Source organism: Alphaproteobacteria bacterium, assembly GCA_033762625.1.
GTDB lineage: Bacteria > Pseudomonadota > Alphaproteobacteria > UBA9219 > RGZA01 > RGZA01.
The window spans coordinates 114,840-130,517 of the sequence record JANRLI010000011.1 but is presented as its reverse complement, the minus strand read 5'-3'; the positions used below and the strand labels follow the sequence as shown (position 1 = coordinate 130,517).

Genomic DNA, 15,678 nt, shown 5'->3' with positions numbered 1-15,678 from the left:
CTTATACCCCGTGATGCAAGGCGATATGGATTTGAATCACACCGCCTTCCAACTCGAAATTCATGATCATGTAACGGCCCTGATGAAGCTGCGAAATAAAATGCCCATCACCGCTGATAACACTTGGCATACCAAAGCGCACATGATGGCCACGCTTATTCAATTCGGTTTTTATCTGGCCAAAAATCATATTGGTGATCTCGCCAACCGCGTCCATCGCGACTGCTTGCGTGATTTCAATATCATCCCCTAATAACCTTGGTAAAACAGTACGGATTGTTTTCATATTAAAACAAGCCGTTAATGTCCCCTCGAGCTTTTCCTGAACAAACCCAACAACGCCCGATACATCGCCAGTCAAGCTTACGGCGCCTTCACCAATCGAATAGCGGCCGGTCTTTACTTCAATACCGAATGTTTTGCTAAAGGCATCGCCCACTGCATGCGAAAAATCTTGTGCAAGCTGGTCGCCCAATGCGAGCGCCAGCGGCTTGGAAGGAGGATTGGTTGTCATTACCCCTCCTATACCTTTGCCAGACGCCGGCCTTGCAGCCAGTCCATGATTTCACGGATTTTCTTATTCAGTTCCATCGGCGCAATCGGTTTCAAGATATAGGATGTCGCGCCCATCTTGATGGCCTTCATAATATTCTGTTTTTCGGACTCCGCTGTAAACATCACGACAGCCGAATTTTGATATACAGGCTTGGTGCGGATATATGACAGCACATCAATGCCGGCCATAACCGGCATATTCCAATCCAAAAACACAATATCGTATAAATCTTTCTTCTCGATGGATGTATTGATGGCTTCAATCGCTTCGTTTCCATCATTGACCATATCGACATTCTCCATGCCGGAGTCCACTAAGGTGCGCTTTACAAATTGCCGAATTAAAAAATGGTCGTCGGCAATCAATATTTTTGGTTGCGGTTCACTGGGCACGGCGAAAAATCCTTAAAGGAGACAGGATGCACATGAAAGAAAAGTCTTATGATTACTGCATATTCATGCCATGAAAGGATTGACATGCGGTTAAGGACAGCCTTCTATTAGCTTTCTATTAACACATCTATTCGTTTCACTTTAATTATGAACACGCCAATCATGGAAAATACCGCAAATCAAAAAATGAACCCGTTTGTTGTTATGACTATTTTAGTCACAACGCTGGGCTATTTTGTCGATGTCTATGACATCTGGGTCTTTGCTGCCAGCCGCGTTATTGCCTTAAAAGATTTAGGCGTTCCTGATGCTAAACAAATGGATACCGGCATTCTGCTTTTGAATTTGCAGATGGTTGGCATGCTTATTGGCGGATTGGTATTTGGCATGCTGGGCGATAAATTGGGCCGTACACGCGTGATGTTTATTTCCATTTTGACTTATTCGCTGGCAACACTCGCAAACGGCTTTGTAACAAATGTAGAAAGCTTTGCTGTATTCCGCTTTCTCTCGGGCTTTGGCTTATCGGGCGAACTTGGCCTTGGCGCGACATTGATTTCCGAAATTTTATCCAAAGAAAAACGCGGGCTTGGTGTCGGCTTTATGGTGGCGCTGGGTGTTACGGGTGCATTATTTGCAGGCGTGACTGCGCAATTATTCGAATGGCGTGTCTGCTACATGATTGGTGGCGGCATGGGCTTGGTGCTGTTGCTGTTCCGTATGAAAATCATGGAATCCGACATCTTTAAAAATGTGGCGCACTGCCCGAATAAAGGTGATATCCGCTTGTTGTTTGCAACACGCGAACGCTTCATGCGTTTTTTTTGGTGCATGATGCTGGGTCTTCCTACCTGGTTTGTACTTGGAATTCTGATGACATTTTCACAGGAAATTTTACCAAACGCAGGACTGCCGATTATCGCAACCGCTATATTGATGGTGTATTGCAATATCGCCCTGCCACTGGGGGATTTCTGTAGTATTTTATTATGCCAACTCGTGAAGCGCCGCAGACCTGTGTTTGCTTTATTCGTGATCATCTCGGTTGTCGGCTCACTCGGCCTGTTATTTCTTCCGCGCCCATTATCCGAACTGGACGTAAAACTGATTTATGGGTTCATGGCGTTTGGTGCTGGCGGCTGGGTATTGATGACGATGATTTCAGCCGAAAGCTTTGGCACCAACCTGCGTGCAACGGTTGCAACAGCGGTTCCGAACTTTGCGCGAGCTTCCGTGGTACCCATGACCATGGCGCTCAGCGCGCTCAAGGACCATATGCCATTACTGGATGCTGTGATGCTGGTAGGGGCAGGAAGCTATATCCTGCCACTCATTGCACTATCTAGATTGCCGGAAACATTCGGCCGTTCGCTGGAATATCTGGAAGAAGATAAAAAGGCCTAAGCGAGTATTTAGAATCTCGCTGCGGCTAAGGATTTTCGTTGAGTTCGAGAACCGGAGCGCAGCGTACGCTGGAGTACGTGAGCCCCGGAAGCGCAGAAATCGGCGAAAAGCCAACGCCGCAGTTAGAGTTCTAAGCAAGTTTTAGAACGCTTTTAATCTCGGCATAGACATCATTCATCTCGCCCATGCCATCTACCTGCACTAAAATACCTTGGTCGCGGTAGTATGGAATAATAGGCGCAGTCTGCGCATGATAGGCTTCAAGGCGTGTCTTCATTGTTTCCGCATTATCATCAGGGCGGCGAACAAATTCCTTGCCTTGGCACTTATCACATTCGCCCGCTTTTTTCAGCGGCTTGAAGCTGTCATGATAACCTTCGCCGCATTTTGCACAACTAAAACGGCCTGACACGCGCTCTACCAAAGCCTTGTCATCCACTTTCATTTCTACGACAGCTTTTAACTTCATGCTGCGCTTTTGCAGCATCGCATCCAGCGCCTTGGCTTGCGGAACGGTGCGCGGGAAACCATCAAGGATAAAGCCTTTTTTAGCTTCAGGCTTTTGCATCCATTCTTCAATGAGGCGGATAATCAAATCATCTGGAACAAGCTTGCCTGCATCCATATAGGTTTTGGCTTCACGGCCTAATGGCGTTCCGGCTTTTACAGCAGCGCGCAATACATCGCCTGTTGAAAGCTGCACCAGGCCATAGTGTTCTTCGAGGCGGCGGGCTTGCGTGCCTTTACCAGCGCCTGGGGGTCCAAGTAAAATAATAGGTTCTGCCGCTGCGCTCATTAGTTACGTTTTCCTTTGAGATTTGCTTTCTTGATTAGGCCTTCATATTGGTGCGCCAAAAGCTGGGATTGAATGCGCGCAACCGTATCCATGGTTACCGACACCACAATCAACAAGCTAGTGCCGCCAAAGTAGAATGGAATGGAAAATTCCGCCGTCAAAAATTCTGGCAGCAAACATACAATCGCCATGTAAATCGCGCCCAGAACCGTTAAACGGGTAAGAATATGATCAAGATAATCAGCGGTGTTGTTACCTGGGCGAATCCCCGGAATGAAGCCACCATATTTCTTCAGATTATCAGCGGTATCTTTGGGATTAAACACAACCGCTGTATAGAAAAAGCTGAAGAAGATAATCAGTGCAGCATAAAGGAACATGAACAGCGGGCTGCCATGGCCAAGATGCTGTGAAATCCACTGCGCCCAAGGCGATGATGCGTCTGCGCCCAAGAAGCCAATAGCAGTAAGTGGCAAGAGCAAGAGCGAGCTTGAGAAAATCGCCGGAATAACGCCCGAGGAATTCAGCTTTAATGGCAAATGGCTTGCTTCACCGCCATAGACCTTATTGCCAACTTGGCGTTTTGGATATTGCACCAATACACGGCGCTGTGCGCGCTCCATAAACACCACAAAATAAATCACCGCCAGAATAATGATGATGAGCAGGATAATTACGCCAACAGATAACGCGCCTGTACGTCCCAATTCCAAAGCATTCACGATCGAGAATGGAATACGCGCTACGATGCTGGAGAAAATAATTAGCGATGTGCCGTTACCAATACCGCGACTGGTGATTTGTTCACCAAGCCACATCAAGAACAATGTGCCAGCCGTTAAGGTAACAGTGGTTGTTAGACGGAATAGCAAACCTGCTTCCGGCACGGCAGGACCAGATGGCCCCATCATGTGTTCAAGACCTGTTGCAAGTGCATAAGATTGAATCAGCGCCAAGAACACTGTGAGGTAGCGCGTGTATTGATTGAGCTTGGCACGGCCAGCTTCACCTTCCTTCTTCATGGCTTCCAGTTGCGGAAGTACGGCGGTCATCAATTGAACGATAATCGATGATGAAATATACGGCATGATGCTGAGTGCAAAAATCGTCATACGGCTAAGCGCGCCGCCAGCAAAAATATCAACCATGCCAAGCACACCGCGCGATTGCTGCTGGAAGAATTCTTCCAATACAACAGGGTCAATACCCGGAACAGGGATATAGGTTCCAAGACGGTAAACAATCAGCGCAAGCAGCGTGAACATAATGCGCTGCTTAAGTTCAGTTGCCTTACCAAAGGTACCAAGATTGATGTTAGAGGCTAGTTGCTCTGCGGCGGATGCCATGCGTTCCTCGGAGGGTATGAAAGTGATGGAAGGACTTAAATTACTTAGCAAAATTTACAGTGACTGGTCATATAGTGCAAATGAAAATGCCGGCCAGTGTATAAGACACCTGCGCCGGCATTCCCTAATCATCATGATTTGTGCAGTGCGTTAAGCCAATGTGCGATTACGCAGCAGCTGCTTCAGCGCCAGCAATGGTAACTTTGCCACCCAGCTTTTCAATTGCAGCAACAGCTGATTTAGAAGCGCGCGCAACAACCACATTCACTTTAGCCTTGAGCGCACCTTTTGCCAGCAAGCTCACGCCGCCAGTTGCATTGTTGACAACGCCAGCCAAAATCATCATTTCCTGGGTAATGGTTTCTTTGGCATTCAAACGACCCGCATCAATTGCTTGTTGCAAGGCGCCAATGTTCATCACTGCGTATTGCGTTGCATTTGGATTATTAAATCCACGCTTTGGCATACGGCGGTACAATGGCATCTGACCACCTTCGAACGCTTTCAAGCGAACGCCGGTACGTGCCTTTTGACCCTTTACGCCGCGGCCTGATGTCTTTCCTTGTGCAGAGCCGATACCACGGCCAACAATCATCGGGCGTTTACGTGCACCTTTGTTATCGCGAATTTCGTTCAGTTTCATTGTTTACTCCTCTTTCGCGGATTCTTTTGTTGCAGCTTCTGCATCAAGTTTGCCGCCATATTCTTTTTGCTTGCCAACAATGTCGCTGACTTTCTTGTTACGACGGTTTGCAACTTGGCGTGGGCTGACGGTTGACTTCAGTGCTTCCAGGGTTGCAAGGATCATGTTGTGCGGATTGGATGAACCAACCGACTTGGAAATAACGTCTTGTACGCCCAGCACTTCGAATACCGCGCGCATTGGTCCGCCTGAAATGATACCGGTACCAGGAGGAGCCGTGCGAAGTACAACCTTACCCGCACCAAAATGGCCATACACATCGTGATGAATGGTGCGGCCTTCACGCAATGGGATGCGGATCATGTTACGTTTAGCTGCTTCGGTTGCTTTCTTCACTGCATCGGGCACTTCGCGTGCCTTTGCGTGCGCAAAACCAATGCGACCTTTTTGATCGCCAATCACCATCAGCGCTGCAAAACCAAAACGCTTACCGCCCTTCACCACTTTGGCAACGCGGTTTACGGCAACCAGCTTTTCGATAAACGGGTTTTCGCCCTGTTCACCACCGCGTTGCTCACCGCCACGGTTTTCAGAACGCTTGTTGTTATCGTCTTCTTGTTTTTTAGGACGTTGCGCCATTAATGTACCCTCTCAAAATTAAAATTCTAATCCGCCTTCACGTGCACCTTCAGCCAGCGCTTTTACGCGGCCATGGTAAAGGTAACCTGCACGGTCAAATGCAACTTGTTTAACACCCGCTTTGATTGCGCGTTGTGCAAGCAACTTGCCAACTGCTACCGCTGCATCTTTGTTTGCAGTGGTCTTGAGCGACTTGCGCAAGTCCTTATCCATGGTGGATGCCATGGCGATGGTTACGTCTTTGGTGTCGTCAATAATTTGCGCGACCATGTGCTTGCTTGAACGGAAAATCGACAAGCGCAAACGACCCTTACCGGTTTCGGTTAGGCGTGCAAGACGTGTGCGAACACGCTGCTTACGACGGGCAAATTTATCTTTGTTGCTTAACATAGCTAACTCCTAATACCTTCTCTTTTACTTCGCTCTGTGCTTCGCACAACCGCTACGCATTACTTCTTCTTACCTTCTTTACGTTGAATCTTTTCGCCCTGATAGCGGATGCCTTTACCCTTATAAGGTTCAGGACGCTTGTAACCGCGAATAACCGCAGCCACCTGACCAACGCGTTGTTTGTCGATACCCGTGATGGAAAGCAAGGTTGGCTTTTCAGCCTTGATTGCAATGCCTTCTGGAATTGGGAAGCGTACTTCGTGGCTGAAGCCAATGTTCAAAATCAAATCCTTGCCTTGAACAGCAGCCTTGAAACCAACACCTTCGATTTCGAGTACGGTCTTGAAGCCGTTTGAAACACCTTCGACCATGCTGGCAAGCAAGTTGCGTGACGTTGCCCAGATCATGCGGGTCTGGCGTGAGTCATTGCGCGGCGTCAGCACAACCTTGCCGTCAACAAGCTTCACTTCAACATTGCTATCAACATTGATGTTCAGCGTGCCGAGCTTGCCTTTTACGGCAACAGCCTGACCTTTGATATCTGCCGTTACACCTGACGGCAATGTTACTGGTTTTTGACCTACGCGTGACATGTTACTTCCCCGTTCAACCTATAAAATTAGAATACTCGGCAAAGCACTTCACCACCCACATGGGCTGCGCGTGCTTCGTTATCCGACATCACACCTTGCGGTGTTGACAAAATGGAAATGCCAAGGCCGTTGTAAACGCGTGGCAAATCTTTAATACGAGCATAAACGCGGCGACCCGGTGTTGACACGCGGTCAATACGGCGGATGGCTGGCTCACCTTCGTGATACTTTAATTCGATAATCAGCGCGCTGCGGCCATTGCCACGGTCTTCTTCGCTGAACGTACGGATATAGCCTTCGCGTTGTAGCACTTCTAATACGTGCTTACGAAACACTGACATTGGGCTTTCAACTGTTGCCAGCTTGGCCATTTGTCCGTTACGTATGCGGGTGAGCATATCACCGATTGGATCTGTCATCGTCATGATGCTTATTTTCCTTCCTTACCAGCTGGACTTGACGCAACCAGGAATTCTTCCTGATGACGCAAGGTCGCGAAATTTAATACGGCACAATTTGAACTTGCGGTAATACGAACGTGGACGGCCCGTGAGTTCGCAGCGGTTGTGAATGCGGGTGCGGCTTGAATTACGCGGCATTTGTGCAAGCTTCAAGGTTGCAGCAAAGCGTTCTTCGATTGGCAATTCGCGGTTGGCACAAATCGCCTTAAGCGCTTTGCGCTTTGCGGCCTTGCCTTTAACCATACGTTCACGTTTCTTGTTACGTTCAATAGCGCTTGTTTTGGCCATTACTTTAACTCCACTATTTGATAAATGGCATGGAGAAGCCTTCGAGCAATGCTCGTGCTTCTTCATCGGTTTTTGCGGATGTCACGAACACAATGTCCATGCCACGAATTTCACCAATCTTGTCGTAATTGATTTCAGGGAAAACCAATTGCTCTTTCAGGCCCATGGCGTAGTTGCCATTGCCATCAAAGCTGCGGGTTGGAATACCACGGAAGTCGCGTACACGTGGCAATGCCATGTTTACTAATCTATCCAAGAATTCATACATGTGCGCACGGCGCAAAGTTACCTTGCACCCAATTGGCAATTTGGCGCGGGTTTTAAAGGTAGCAATCGCTTTCTTGGCCCGTGTAACGGTTGCGCGTTGACCTGCAATCAGGGTCAGTTCTTCAGCAGCTTGCGTTACTTTCTTGTTATCGTTTACGCCTTCACCAACACCCATGTTGATAACGATTTTTTCAAGGCGTGGCACTTCCATGACGTTCTCATACTTGAAACGCTCGATGAGGGCTGGACGAACCACCTTCTCGTAGTGCTGTTTTAATCTTGCTTCAACCTTAGCCATAACGCTCTCCTAAATTATACCCGGCGAATTTCTTCGCCAGACTTTCTGGCAACGAGTGCCTTTTCGCCGTTGCCCAATTGCTTCACGCTGGTTCGTGTTGCTTTACCGGTCTTTGGATCAACATGCGCAACATTCGAAATGTGGATGGATGCTTCCTTGCGAACCAGACCGCCGGTGCTTTGTGCGCTTGGCTTGGTTGCACGAGTAATCATATTTACACCGGAAACCAATACGCGGCTTTCCTTTGGCATCACTGCCAGAACTTCGCCTGTCTTGCCTTTATCTTTGCCAGCAAGCACGATAACTTTGTCGTTCTTTTTGATCTTCTGTTTCATAATCTTATTCCTTGGTCCTTATAGAACTTCGCCAGCGAGCGAGATGATCTTCATGAAACCGAGCGCGCGGAGTTCGCGTACAACTGGTCCAAAAATACGGGTACCGATCGGTTCACGATCCTTGTTGATCAACACGGCAGCATTGCGATCAAAACGGATGGTCGAACCATCGTCGCGCTTCACATCGTACTTGGTGCGAACGATAACGGCTTTGTGCACATCACCCTTCTTAACGCGGCCACGTGGAATGGCATCTTTGATGGAGACAACGATAACGTCGCCCACCGAAGCCACTTTGCGCTTGGAACCGCCCAGCACCTTAATGCACATCACCTTCTTTGCGCCGCTGTTATCAGCAACTTCGAGGGTTGATTCTTGTTGTATCATGACCGTTTTCCCTAACTTGTATTCCGTGCCTAAAACTACTTTGCTTTCGCAACTTTCTTCTTTGGTTCTTTTGCTGGCGCCTTTGCCGCAACCTTTGGAGCTGCTGTGCCTACTTCGCCGCCGCCAACGAGCATCCATTTCTTGCGCTTGGAAATCGGACGGCATTCAATGATGTCCACTGTTTGACCAAGCTTGGCTTGTTCGTTTTCGTCATGCGCCAGATACTTCTTCGAATTCTTCACGAATTTTTTGTAAATCGGGTGCATCACCTTACGTTCAACAAGAACGGTGATGGTCTTGTCTGCTTTATCGCTAACAACAACACCTTGTAAAACACGACGTGGCATAATTACTCCTTAACCTTTGGCTTTCTGTTTAGCGCGACGTTGGTTTTGAATAGTCAAAACCTTCGCGATTTCTTTTTTTACATGACCGGAACGTGCAGGCTTAGCCAATTGACCTGTGCTCTTTTGAAAACGCAGGTTGAATTGTTCCTTGCGAAGAACTGAAAGCTGATCTTTCAATTCATCATCTGACTTTGTTCTGATATCGCTTGCCTTAACTAGACCCATAACTCTTCTCCATATTGCTACTCGCTCTGTGCTTCACACAACCGCTCGTCGCTTACTCCTAAATCCTTATGCCGCAATACGCGTGACCATCTTGGTCTTGATCGGCAGCTTGGCCGAAGCAAGATCAAATGCTTCACGAGCGATTTGCGGGCTGACACCATCAATTTCAAACATGATGCGGCCTGCATGAACGCGCATTACCCAAAATTCTGGGGTACCCTTACCTGAACCCATACGTACTTCAGCAGGCTTGCGTGATACTGGAACATCCGGGAACATCCGGATCCATACGCGGCCTTGGCGTTTCATATGACGCGCAATTGCACGGCGAGCTGCTTCAATCTGGCGGGCAGTGATACGTTCTGGTTCCATTGCCTTTAAGCCGAATGAACCAAATGCCAGTGTGTAACCAGCTTTTGCTGCGCCATGAATGCGACCTTTGTGGCCTTTGCGGTACTTTGTTTTCTTTGGCTGTAACATTTTCTTATCCTTGTTTTCCGAATAACGAACCGATTAGGTGCGTGATGCAGATCCTTCCAATTGGCGACGTTCAACAGCGCCTGGATCGTGATCCAGAATTTCGCCCTTGAAAATCCAAACTTTTACGCCGCATGCGCCGTAGGTGGTTTGTGCGGTTGCAACACCGTAATCCACGTCAGCGCGAAGTGTGTGCAATGGAACGCGTCCTTCGCGGTACCATTCCATACGTGCGATTTCTGCGCCGCCTAAACGGCCAGAGCAGTTGATACGAATACCCAGTGCACCCAAACGCATCGCGGTTTGTACTGCACGCTTCATGGCGCGACGGAAAGCCACGCGGCGTTCCAATTGTTGTGCGATGTTTTCTGCAACAAGAGTTGAATCCAGTTCTGGCTTGCGGATTTCAACGATGTTGAGGCTTACTTCGGAAGCGGTCATCTTGCCGATATCTGACTTCAACTTTTCAATATCCGCACCCTTCTTGCCGATTACTACGCCTGGACGTGCGGAGTGAATGGTCACGCGAGCTTTCTTAGCCGGGCGTTCAATCACAACACGTGCAACACCTGCTTGCTTCAGCTTGTCGGTAAGGTATTCGCGGATTTCGAAATCTTCGTGAAGAAGACCACCATATTCCTTACCTGCAAACCAACGGCTATCCCAAGTACGGATGATGCCTAAACGCAGACCTACTGGATTAACTTTCTGACCCATTGTCGCCCCTTATTTCTTTGGCTTAGTGGTTTTTGGGGCAGCGGTTTTCGCTGCCTTCGGATTTGTCTTCTTAACTTTCTTCACTTCTTCAACTTCACGTACAACGATACGCAGGTTGCTGTATGGCTTTTGAATGCCATCACCCTTACCACGACCACGCGCATGGAAACGCTTCAAAACAAAAGCGCGGCCTACGGTTGCTTCCACAACGACCAAACGATCAACATCAAGTTGGTGGTTGTTTTCAGCATTCGCAATCGCGGATTGCAAAACCTTGTAAACTTCCTTTGAAACACGACGTTCATTGAACGCAAGCATGGTCAAAGCAGCCGAAGCTTTCTTGCCGCGGATCATTTGCGCAACAAGGTTAAGCTTACGTGCGCCAGAGCGAACGGTGCGGGCAATTGCCATCGCTTCGTTGTCGGCTACTTCTCTTGGGTTTGCTGACTTACTCATTCGTTACCCTCTTACTTTTCTTCTGTCTTCTTTTCGGTGCCGCCATGTGCAACGAAAATACGTGTCGGAGCGAATTCACCAAACTTATGACCAATCATGTGTTCGGTTACTGAAACTGGCAAAAACTTGTGGCCGTTATAAACACCAAAGGTCAGGCCAACAAACTGTGGCAAGATGGTCGAACGACGTGACCAGGTCTTGATGATTTCATGACGGCCTGAAGCGCGGGCTTTATCCGCCTTCTTCAACATATACCCGTCAACAAATGGGCCTTTCCAAACTGAACGTGCCATTTTAACTCCTATTATCCCTTATTGCGTTTCTTGCGACCCTGAATGATGTTCAGTGTGGTGCGCTTGTTCTTGCGTGTCTTAGTACCCTTGGTGCCCTTACCCCACGGCGTTACTGGATGACGACCACCGGATGTGCGGCCTTCACCACCACCGTGCGGATGGTCGATCGGGTTCATCGCAACGCCGCGAACGGTTGGGCGTGTACCCATCCAGCGCTTACGGCCTGCTTTACCAAGTGAAATGTTGAAATGATCTGGGTTTGAAACTGCGCCAACCGTTGCCATGCAATCTTCTGGAACGAGACGAACTTCACCCGAGGTAATCTTGATTTGTGCCTTACCATTATCACGGCCAACCAATTGTGCGTATGCACCAGCTGAACGTGCGATTTGACCACCCTTACCAACGCGCATTTCTACGTTATGGATGATGGTGCCAACAGGCATGTTCTTAAGTGGCATTGCATTGCCTGGCTTCACGTCAACACGCGCGCCCGAAACAACCGTGTCACCAACCTTCAAGCGTTGTGGCGCAAGAATGTAGGAAAGCACGCCGTTGGTGTATTTGATGAGCGCGATAAACGCGGTACGACCTGGATCGTATTCCAGACGTTCAACGGTTGCGGGAATATCATGTGTCAAGCGTTTGAAATCTACCTTGCGGTATAACTTCTTGTGACCGCCACCGATATGGCGTGTGGTGATGCGGCCTTTATTATTACGACCACCGGTTTTGCGAACACCTTCAGTCAATGACTTAACCGGACCACCCTTCCATAATTCGGAGCGGTCAATCTGCACCAATTGACGGGTGCTAGGTGTTACTGGGTTGTATGTCTTTAAAGCCATGTCTTACTCCTAGATACCGGTAGCAACATCGATGCTCTGGCCTTCAGCAAGCGTGACATAAGCCAGCTTGATATCAGGACGCAGACCAGGACGGCCTCTGAAATTCTTAGTTTTGCCCTTGCGGATTTGGGTATTCACCGCAACAACCTTTACCTTAAACAGGCTTTCAACTGCACCGCGAATTTGTGGCTTGGATGCGCTGGTGCACACTTGGAACACAACTTGGTTGTGTGCCGATGCAGCGGTCGTCTTTTCGCTCATGATGGGGCGAATGATGGTGTTGTATTCAGCTGCCGTCGGCGCTTTCTTTGCTTCTGCTTTTTGCTTGCTCATTTCAGGCGCTCCGTCAGTTGTTCAACCGCGTTCTTGGTAAGCACCAAGGTGTCGCGGCGGATAATGTCATATACATTCGCGCCTTGTTCTGGCAGCACATCAACATGCTTGATGTTGCGTACGGAAAGGGCGAAGTTTTTGTCAATATTTGCGCCATCGATAATCAGCGCGGATTCGTTTGCGCCGAGTGATTTCAATGCCGCAGCCATCGCCTTGGTCTTGATACCAGTGGTCTTGGCGCTATCGATGATAATGAGCTTGCCTTCAGCTTGTTTTGCAGAAAGCGCTACACGCAATGCTTGAGCGCGAATCTTCTTTGGCAAATCGTATTCGTGTGAACGAACAACGGGTCCAAAAATTACAGCACCCTTACGGAATTGCGGTGAACGCAACGAACCTTGACGTGCGCGGCCAGTACCCTTTTGTGCCCAAGGCTTCTTGGTGGTGCCGCTGATGTCAGCAATGCCTTTGGTCTTGTGGGTGCCCGCACGGCGCTTTGACAATTGCCAATGAATAGCACGTGCCAAAAGATCCTGACGAACATCCTGGCCAAATACATCTTGGTTCAGTTCGATTTCGCCTACGGCTTTGTTTTGGAGGTTTTTTATTGAGAGCTTCATGGATTATTCCTTATTTTCTTCAGCTGCGGCTGGCGCTTCAGCTGCTGGCGCAGCTTTTGCTTCCGCTTTAACCGCGCCTTGCTTCAAGCCAGCTGGCTTTGGTGCATCCTTAGGCAATGCGCGCTTAACAGCATCGCGTACCATTACGAACGAACCTTCGCTGCCGGGAACAGAACCGCTTACGAACAACAAACCTTCTTCTGCATCAACTTGAACAATGGAAAGATTTGGAATGGTTGCGCGAACCTGGCCCATGTGGCCGGCCATTTTCTTGTTCTTGAACACGCGACCTGGATCTTGGCGGTTACCGGTTGAACCGTGTGCGCGATGGGTAATCGAAACACCGTGTGATGCTGGCATACCGCCGAAATTGTGGCGCTTGATAACACCTTGGAAGCCTTTACCAATCGTGGTGCCGGTTACGTCAACGAATTGACCTGGTACGAAATGCTCAGCGCTGATTTCTGCGCCAACTTCAAGCACTGCGTCTTTTGAAACGCGGAATTCAACGAGCTTGCGCTTTGGCAATACATTTGCTTTTGCAAAATGACCGCGCATCGCCTTGTTGGAGCGGCTCGCTTTCACATCGTCAAAGCCCATCTGCACAGCAGTGTAGCCATTCTTCTCTTCGCTGCGCACAGCAACAACTTGGTTGCCTTTCATCAGCAATACGGTCACTGCAACGTGTTGGCCTTTGTCATCAAAGACCTTCGTCATGCCCAGTTTTTTTGCAACAATACCTGTTCTCATAATTTTCTCCATTAAGCCTGAAGCTTAATCTCCACATCCACACCCGCAGCCAAATCGAGCTTCATCAACGCATCAATGGTTTGCGGCGTTGCTTCAAGAATATCGAGCAGGCGTTTATGCGTGCGGATTTCAAATTGTTCACGTGACTTTTTATCAACGTGGGGACCACGGTTCACAGTGAAGCGTTCAAAACGTGTAGGCAACGGAATGGGGCCGCGTACGCGTGCACCGGTTCGCTTTGCCGTGTTGACGATTTCGCTCACCGATGTGTCAAGCACACGATGGTCAAATGCCTTAAGGCGGATACGGATAACTTGCGCTTCCATGAGAATCGCTTTCTTCTTTTTTTCCTGCTCTTAAGCGTCTCTACTTCCCGAAAACTGCGCCTCATTACGCAACAACAAAAAGCAAATAGCCAAAAAGACTTTCCATTTGACAGACTTTCCGGACAATCCGGTAGTCCCTGTCATAAAAAACTAGGTCCACTTTTTTTAAAGAGCGCACCTATATAACCCAGAAACTTTACTTTCCAAAGCGGTTTTATTAAGAAACCGCTAGAAAGTTTAAGGCATTGGCGGAGTTAGATTTCTCTAACCCCGCAAAACCTCTTAACGATTGTTACTCGATAATCTTAGCAACAACGCCTGCACCTACGGTGCGGCCACCTTCACGAATAGCAAAGCGCAGACCTTCATCCATAGCGATCGGAGCAATAAGCTTCACTTCAATCGCGATGTTGTCGCCTGGCATTACCATTTCCGTACCAGCTGGCAGAATAACTTCACCAGTAACGTCGGTTGTACGGAAGTAGAACTGTGGACGGTAGTCGTTGAAGAATGGGGTATGACGACCGCCTTCTTCCTTGGTCAGAACGTAGATTTCTGCCTTGAACTTGGTGTGTGGAGTAATTGTACCTGGCTTCGCCAAAACTTGGCCACGTTCAACTTCTTCACGCTTTGTACCACGGAGCAATGCGCCGATATTGTCGCCTGCTTCACCTTGGTCAAGCAGCTTACGGAACATTTCAACGCCGGTAACGATGGTCTTTTGGGTTGGACGAATACCAACGATTTCGATTTCTTCGCCTACCTTGATGATACCGCGTTCAACACGGCCGGTTACAACAGTACCACGGCCAGAAATTGAGAACACGTCTTCAATTGGCATTAAGAATGGCTTATCGACTTCGCGTTTTGGTTGTGGAATGTAGCTATCTACTGCTTCCATCAACTTCAGAACAGCTTGTTCGCCGATTTCTGGTTGCTTGTCTTCCAATGCGCAAAGCGCTGAGCCCTTCACGATAGGAATTTCGTCGCCTGGGAACTTGTAGGACTTGAGCAAGTCACGAATTTCCATTTCAACCAATTCAACCAGATCCTTATCAGCCATATCCATCTTGTTCATGAATACAACGATTGCAGGAACACCTACTTGGCGAGCAAGCAAAATGTGTTCGCGGGTTTGTGGCATTGGGCCGTCAGCAGCAGATACAACGAGAATTGCACCGTCCATCTGAGCAGCACCGGTGATCATGTTCTTCACATAGTCGGCGTGGCCTGGGCAATCTACGTGTGCGTAGTGACGGTTGGCGGTTTGATATTCAACGTGTGCGGTTGAAATGGTAATACCACGTGCGCGTTCTTCTGGCGCCTTATCGATTTGGTCGTACGCAGTGAATGTCGCGCCGCCGGACTTGGCGAGAACTTTGGTAATCGCTGCCGTCAAAGATGTCTTGCCATGGTCAACGTGACCGATGGTACCAATGTTGCAGTGAGGCTTACTGCGATCAAATTTTTCTTTTGCCATTTTACTCTCCG

At 48.7% G+C, this 15,678-nt stretch carries 26 protein-coding genes; 1 reads left to right on the top strand and 25 read right to left on the bottom strand.

The features are described 5' to 3' along the window. Position 1: 1 nt before the first annotated feature. The gene (locus SFW65_06370; GenBank protein ID MDX1922734.1) at positions 2 to 514 is read right to left on the bottom strand and encodes a chemotaxis protein CheX; all 513 of its coding nucleotides are present in this window, start codon (positions 512 to 514) and stop codon (positions 2 to 4) included. A gap of 8 nt (positions 515 to 522) precedes the next feature. Next, the gene (locus SFW65_06365; GenBank protein MDX1922733.1) at positions 523 to 948 is read right to left on the bottom strand and encodes a response regulator; all 426 of its coding nucleotides are present in this window, start codon (positions 946 to 948) and stop codon (positions 523 to 525) included. 162 nt (positions 949 to 1,110) lie between these two features. On the opposite strand from SFW65_06365, the gene SFW65_06360 reads away from it, so the two are divergent. Beyond that, complete coding sequence (locus tag SFW65_06360) at positions 1,111 to 2,352, top strand: MFS transporter (protein MDX1922732.1); 1,242 nt, start codon at positions 1,111 to 1,113, stop codon at positions 2,350 to 2,352. 130 nt (positions 2,353 to 2,482) lie between these two features. Here the strand turns inward: SFW65_06360 and SFW65_06355 are convergent, their stop codons facing one another. The 23 genes from SFW65_06355 to tuf all read right to left on the bottom strand — a co-directional run bounded on the left by SFW65_06355 (position 2,483) and on the right by tuf (position 15,667). After that, positions 2,483 to 3,148, bottom strand: a complete 666-nt coding sequence (locus tag SFW65_06355; GenBank protein MDX1922731.1) for an adenylate kinase — start codon at positions 3,146 to 3,148, stop codon at positions 2,483 to 2,485. Beyond that, the gene (gene secY, locus SFW65_06350) at positions 3,148 to 4,494 is read right to left on the bottom strand and encodes a preprotein translocase subunit SecY (GenBank protein MDX1922730.1); all 1,347 of its coding nucleotides are present in this window, start codon (positions 4,492 to 4,494) and stop codon (positions 3,148 to 3,150) included. The genes SFW65_06355 and secY overlap by 1 nt, the downstream gene beginning before the upstream one ends. Positions 4,495 to 4,660: 166 nt before the next feature. Continuing rightward, on the bottom strand, positions 4,661 to 5,137 hold the full coding sequence (gene rplO, locus SFW65_06345) for a 50S ribosomal protein L15 (protein ID MDX1922729.1): 477 nt from the start codon (positions 5,135 to 5,137) through the stop codon (positions 4,661 to 4,663). Positions 5,138 to 5,140: 3 nt separating this feature from the next. Further along, positions 5,141 to 5,776, bottom strand: coding sequence for a 30S ribosomal protein S5 (gene rpsE / locus SFW65_06340; protein ID MDX1922728.1), 636 nt, complete (start codon positions 5,774 to 5,776; stop codon positions 5,141 to 5,143). Between the two features lie 18 nt (positions 5,777 to 5,794). Then, entirely contained in the window at positions 5,795 to 6,166 is a 372-nt protein-coding gene (rplR, locus tag SFW65_06335; protein ID MDX1922727.1) for a 50S ribosomal protein L18, read from the bottom strand. A 59-nt stretch (positions 6,167 to 6,225) separates the two neighbouring features. Next, on the bottom strand, positions 6,226 to 6,759 hold the full coding sequence (gene rplF, locus SFW65_06330; GenBank protein MDX1922726.1) for a 50S ribosomal protein L6: 534 nt from the start codon (positions 6,757 to 6,759) through the stop codon (positions 6,226 to 6,228). Positions 6,760 to 6,785: 26 nt separating this feature from the next. Next, entirely contained in the window at positions 6,786 to 7,184 is a 399-nt protein-coding gene (rpsH, locus tag SFW65_06325; GenBank protein MDX1922725.1) for a 30S ribosomal protein S8, read from the bottom strand. Between the two features lie 18 nt (positions 7,185 to 7,202). Continuing rightward, positions 7,203 to 7,508 carry a 30S ribosomal protein S14 gene (gene rpsN, locus SFW65_06320; protein ID MDX1922724.1) on the bottom strand — a complete coding sequence of 102 codons (306 nt, stop codon included), beginning with the start codon at positions 7,506 to 7,508 and terminating at the stop codon, positions 7,203 to 7,205. 13 nt (positions 7,509 to 7,521) lie between these two features. Beyond that, positions 7,522 to 8,073, bottom strand: a complete 552-nt coding sequence (gene rplE / locus SFW65_06315; protein MDX1922723.1) for a 50S ribosomal protein L5 — start codon at positions 8,071 to 8,073, stop codon at positions 7,522 to 7,524. 14 nt (positions 8,074 to 8,087) lie between these two features. Continuing rightward, complete coding sequence (gene rplX, locus SFW65_06310) at positions 8,088 to 8,411, bottom strand: 50S ribosomal protein L24 (protein MDX1922722.1); 324 nt, start codon at positions 8,409 to 8,411, stop codon at positions 8,088 to 8,090. A 15-nt stretch (positions 8,412 to 8,426) separates the two neighbouring features. Next, positions 8,427 to 8,795, bottom strand: coding sequence for a 50S ribosomal protein L14 (gene rplN, locus SFW65_06305; GenBank protein ID MDX1922721.1), 369 nt, complete (start codon positions 8,793 to 8,795; stop codon positions 8,427 to 8,429). 35 nt (positions 8,796 to 8,830) lie between these two features. Further along, entirely contained in the window at positions 8,831 to 9,142 is a 312-nt protein-coding gene (gene rpsQ, locus SFW65_06300; GenBank protein MDX1922720.1) for a 30S ribosomal protein S17, read from the bottom strand. A 9-nt stretch (positions 9,143 to 9,151) separates the two neighbouring features. Further along, positions 9,152 to 9,367 carry a 50S ribosomal protein L29 gene (gene rpmC, locus SFW65_06295; GenBank protein MDX1922719.1) on the bottom strand — a complete coding sequence of 72 codons (216 nt, stop codon included), beginning with the start codon at positions 9,365 to 9,367 and terminating at the stop codon, positions 9,152 to 9,154. Positions 9,368 to 9,433: 66 nt separating this feature from the next. Further along, positions 9,434 to 9,847, bottom strand: coding sequence for a 50S ribosomal protein L16 (rplP, locus tag SFW65_06290; GenBank protein MDX1922718.1), 414 nt, complete (start codon positions 9,845 to 9,847; stop codon positions 9,434 to 9,436). 33 nt (positions 9,848 to 9,880) lie between these two features. Further along, a complete protein-coding gene (gene rpsC, locus SFW65_06285) occupies positions 9,881 to 10,561 on the bottom strand; it encodes a 30S ribosomal protein S3 (protein ID MDX1922717.1) in 681 nt (226 codons plus the stop codon). A gap of 9 nt (positions 10,562 to 10,570) precedes the next feature. Then, positions 10,571 to 11,017 carry a 50S ribosomal protein L22 gene (gene rplV, locus SFW65_06280; GenBank protein MDX1922716.1) on the bottom strand — a complete coding sequence of 149 codons (447 nt, stop codon included), beginning with the start codon at positions 11,015 to 11,017 and terminating at the stop codon, positions 10,571 to 10,573. Positions 11,018 to 11,028: 11 nt separating this feature from the next. After that, positions 11,029 to 11,310, bottom strand: coding sequence for a 30S ribosomal protein S19 (gene rpsS, locus SFW65_06275; protein MDX1922715.1), 282 nt, complete (start codon positions 11,308 to 11,310; stop codon positions 11,029 to 11,031). 11 nt (positions 11,311 to 11,321) lie between these two features. Continuing rightward, a complete protein-coding gene (rplB, locus tag SFW65_06270; GenBank protein ID MDX1922714.1) occupies positions 11,322 to 12,158 on the bottom strand; it encodes a 50S ribosomal protein L2 in 837 nt (278 codons plus the stop codon). Positions 12,159 to 12,167: 9 nt separating this feature from the next. After that, positions 12,168 to 12,491 carry a 50S ribosomal protein L23 gene (locus SFW65_06265; GenBank protein ID MDX1922713.1) on the bottom strand — a complete coding sequence of 108 codons (324 nt, stop codon included), beginning with the start codon at positions 12,489 to 12,491 and terminating at the stop codon, positions 12,168 to 12,170. Next, the gene (rplD, locus tag SFW65_06260) at positions 12,488 to 13,111 is read right to left on the bottom strand and encodes a 50S ribosomal protein L4 (protein MDX1922712.1); all 624 of its coding nucleotides are present in this window, start codon (positions 13,109 to 13,111) and stop codon (positions 12,488 to 12,490) included. Before rplD ends, SFW65_06265 begins: the two co-directional genes overlap by 4 nt. 3 nt (positions 13,112 to 13,114) lie before the next feature. Next, the gene (gene rplC / locus SFW65_06255; GenBank protein MDX1922711.1) at positions 13,115 to 13,861 is read right to left on the bottom strand and encodes a 50S ribosomal protein L3; all 747 of its coding nucleotides are present in this window, start codon (positions 13,859 to 13,861) and stop codon (positions 13,115 to 13,117) included. 11 nt (positions 13,862 to 13,872) lie between these two features. Beyond that, the gene (gene rpsJ, locus SFW65_06250; protein MDX1922710.1) at positions 13,873 to 14,187 is read right to left on the bottom strand and encodes a 30S ribosomal protein S10; all 315 of its coding nucleotides are present in this window, start codon (positions 14,185 to 14,187) and stop codon (positions 13,873 to 13,875) included. A 292-nt stretch (positions 14,188 to 14,479) separates the two neighbouring features. Then, entirely contained in the window at positions 14,480 to 15,667 is a 1,188-nt protein-coding gene (gene tuf, locus SFW65_06245) for an elongation factor Tu (GenBank protein MDX1922709.1), read from the bottom strand. Between the last annotated feature and the right edge of the window lie 11 nt (positions 15,668 to 15,678).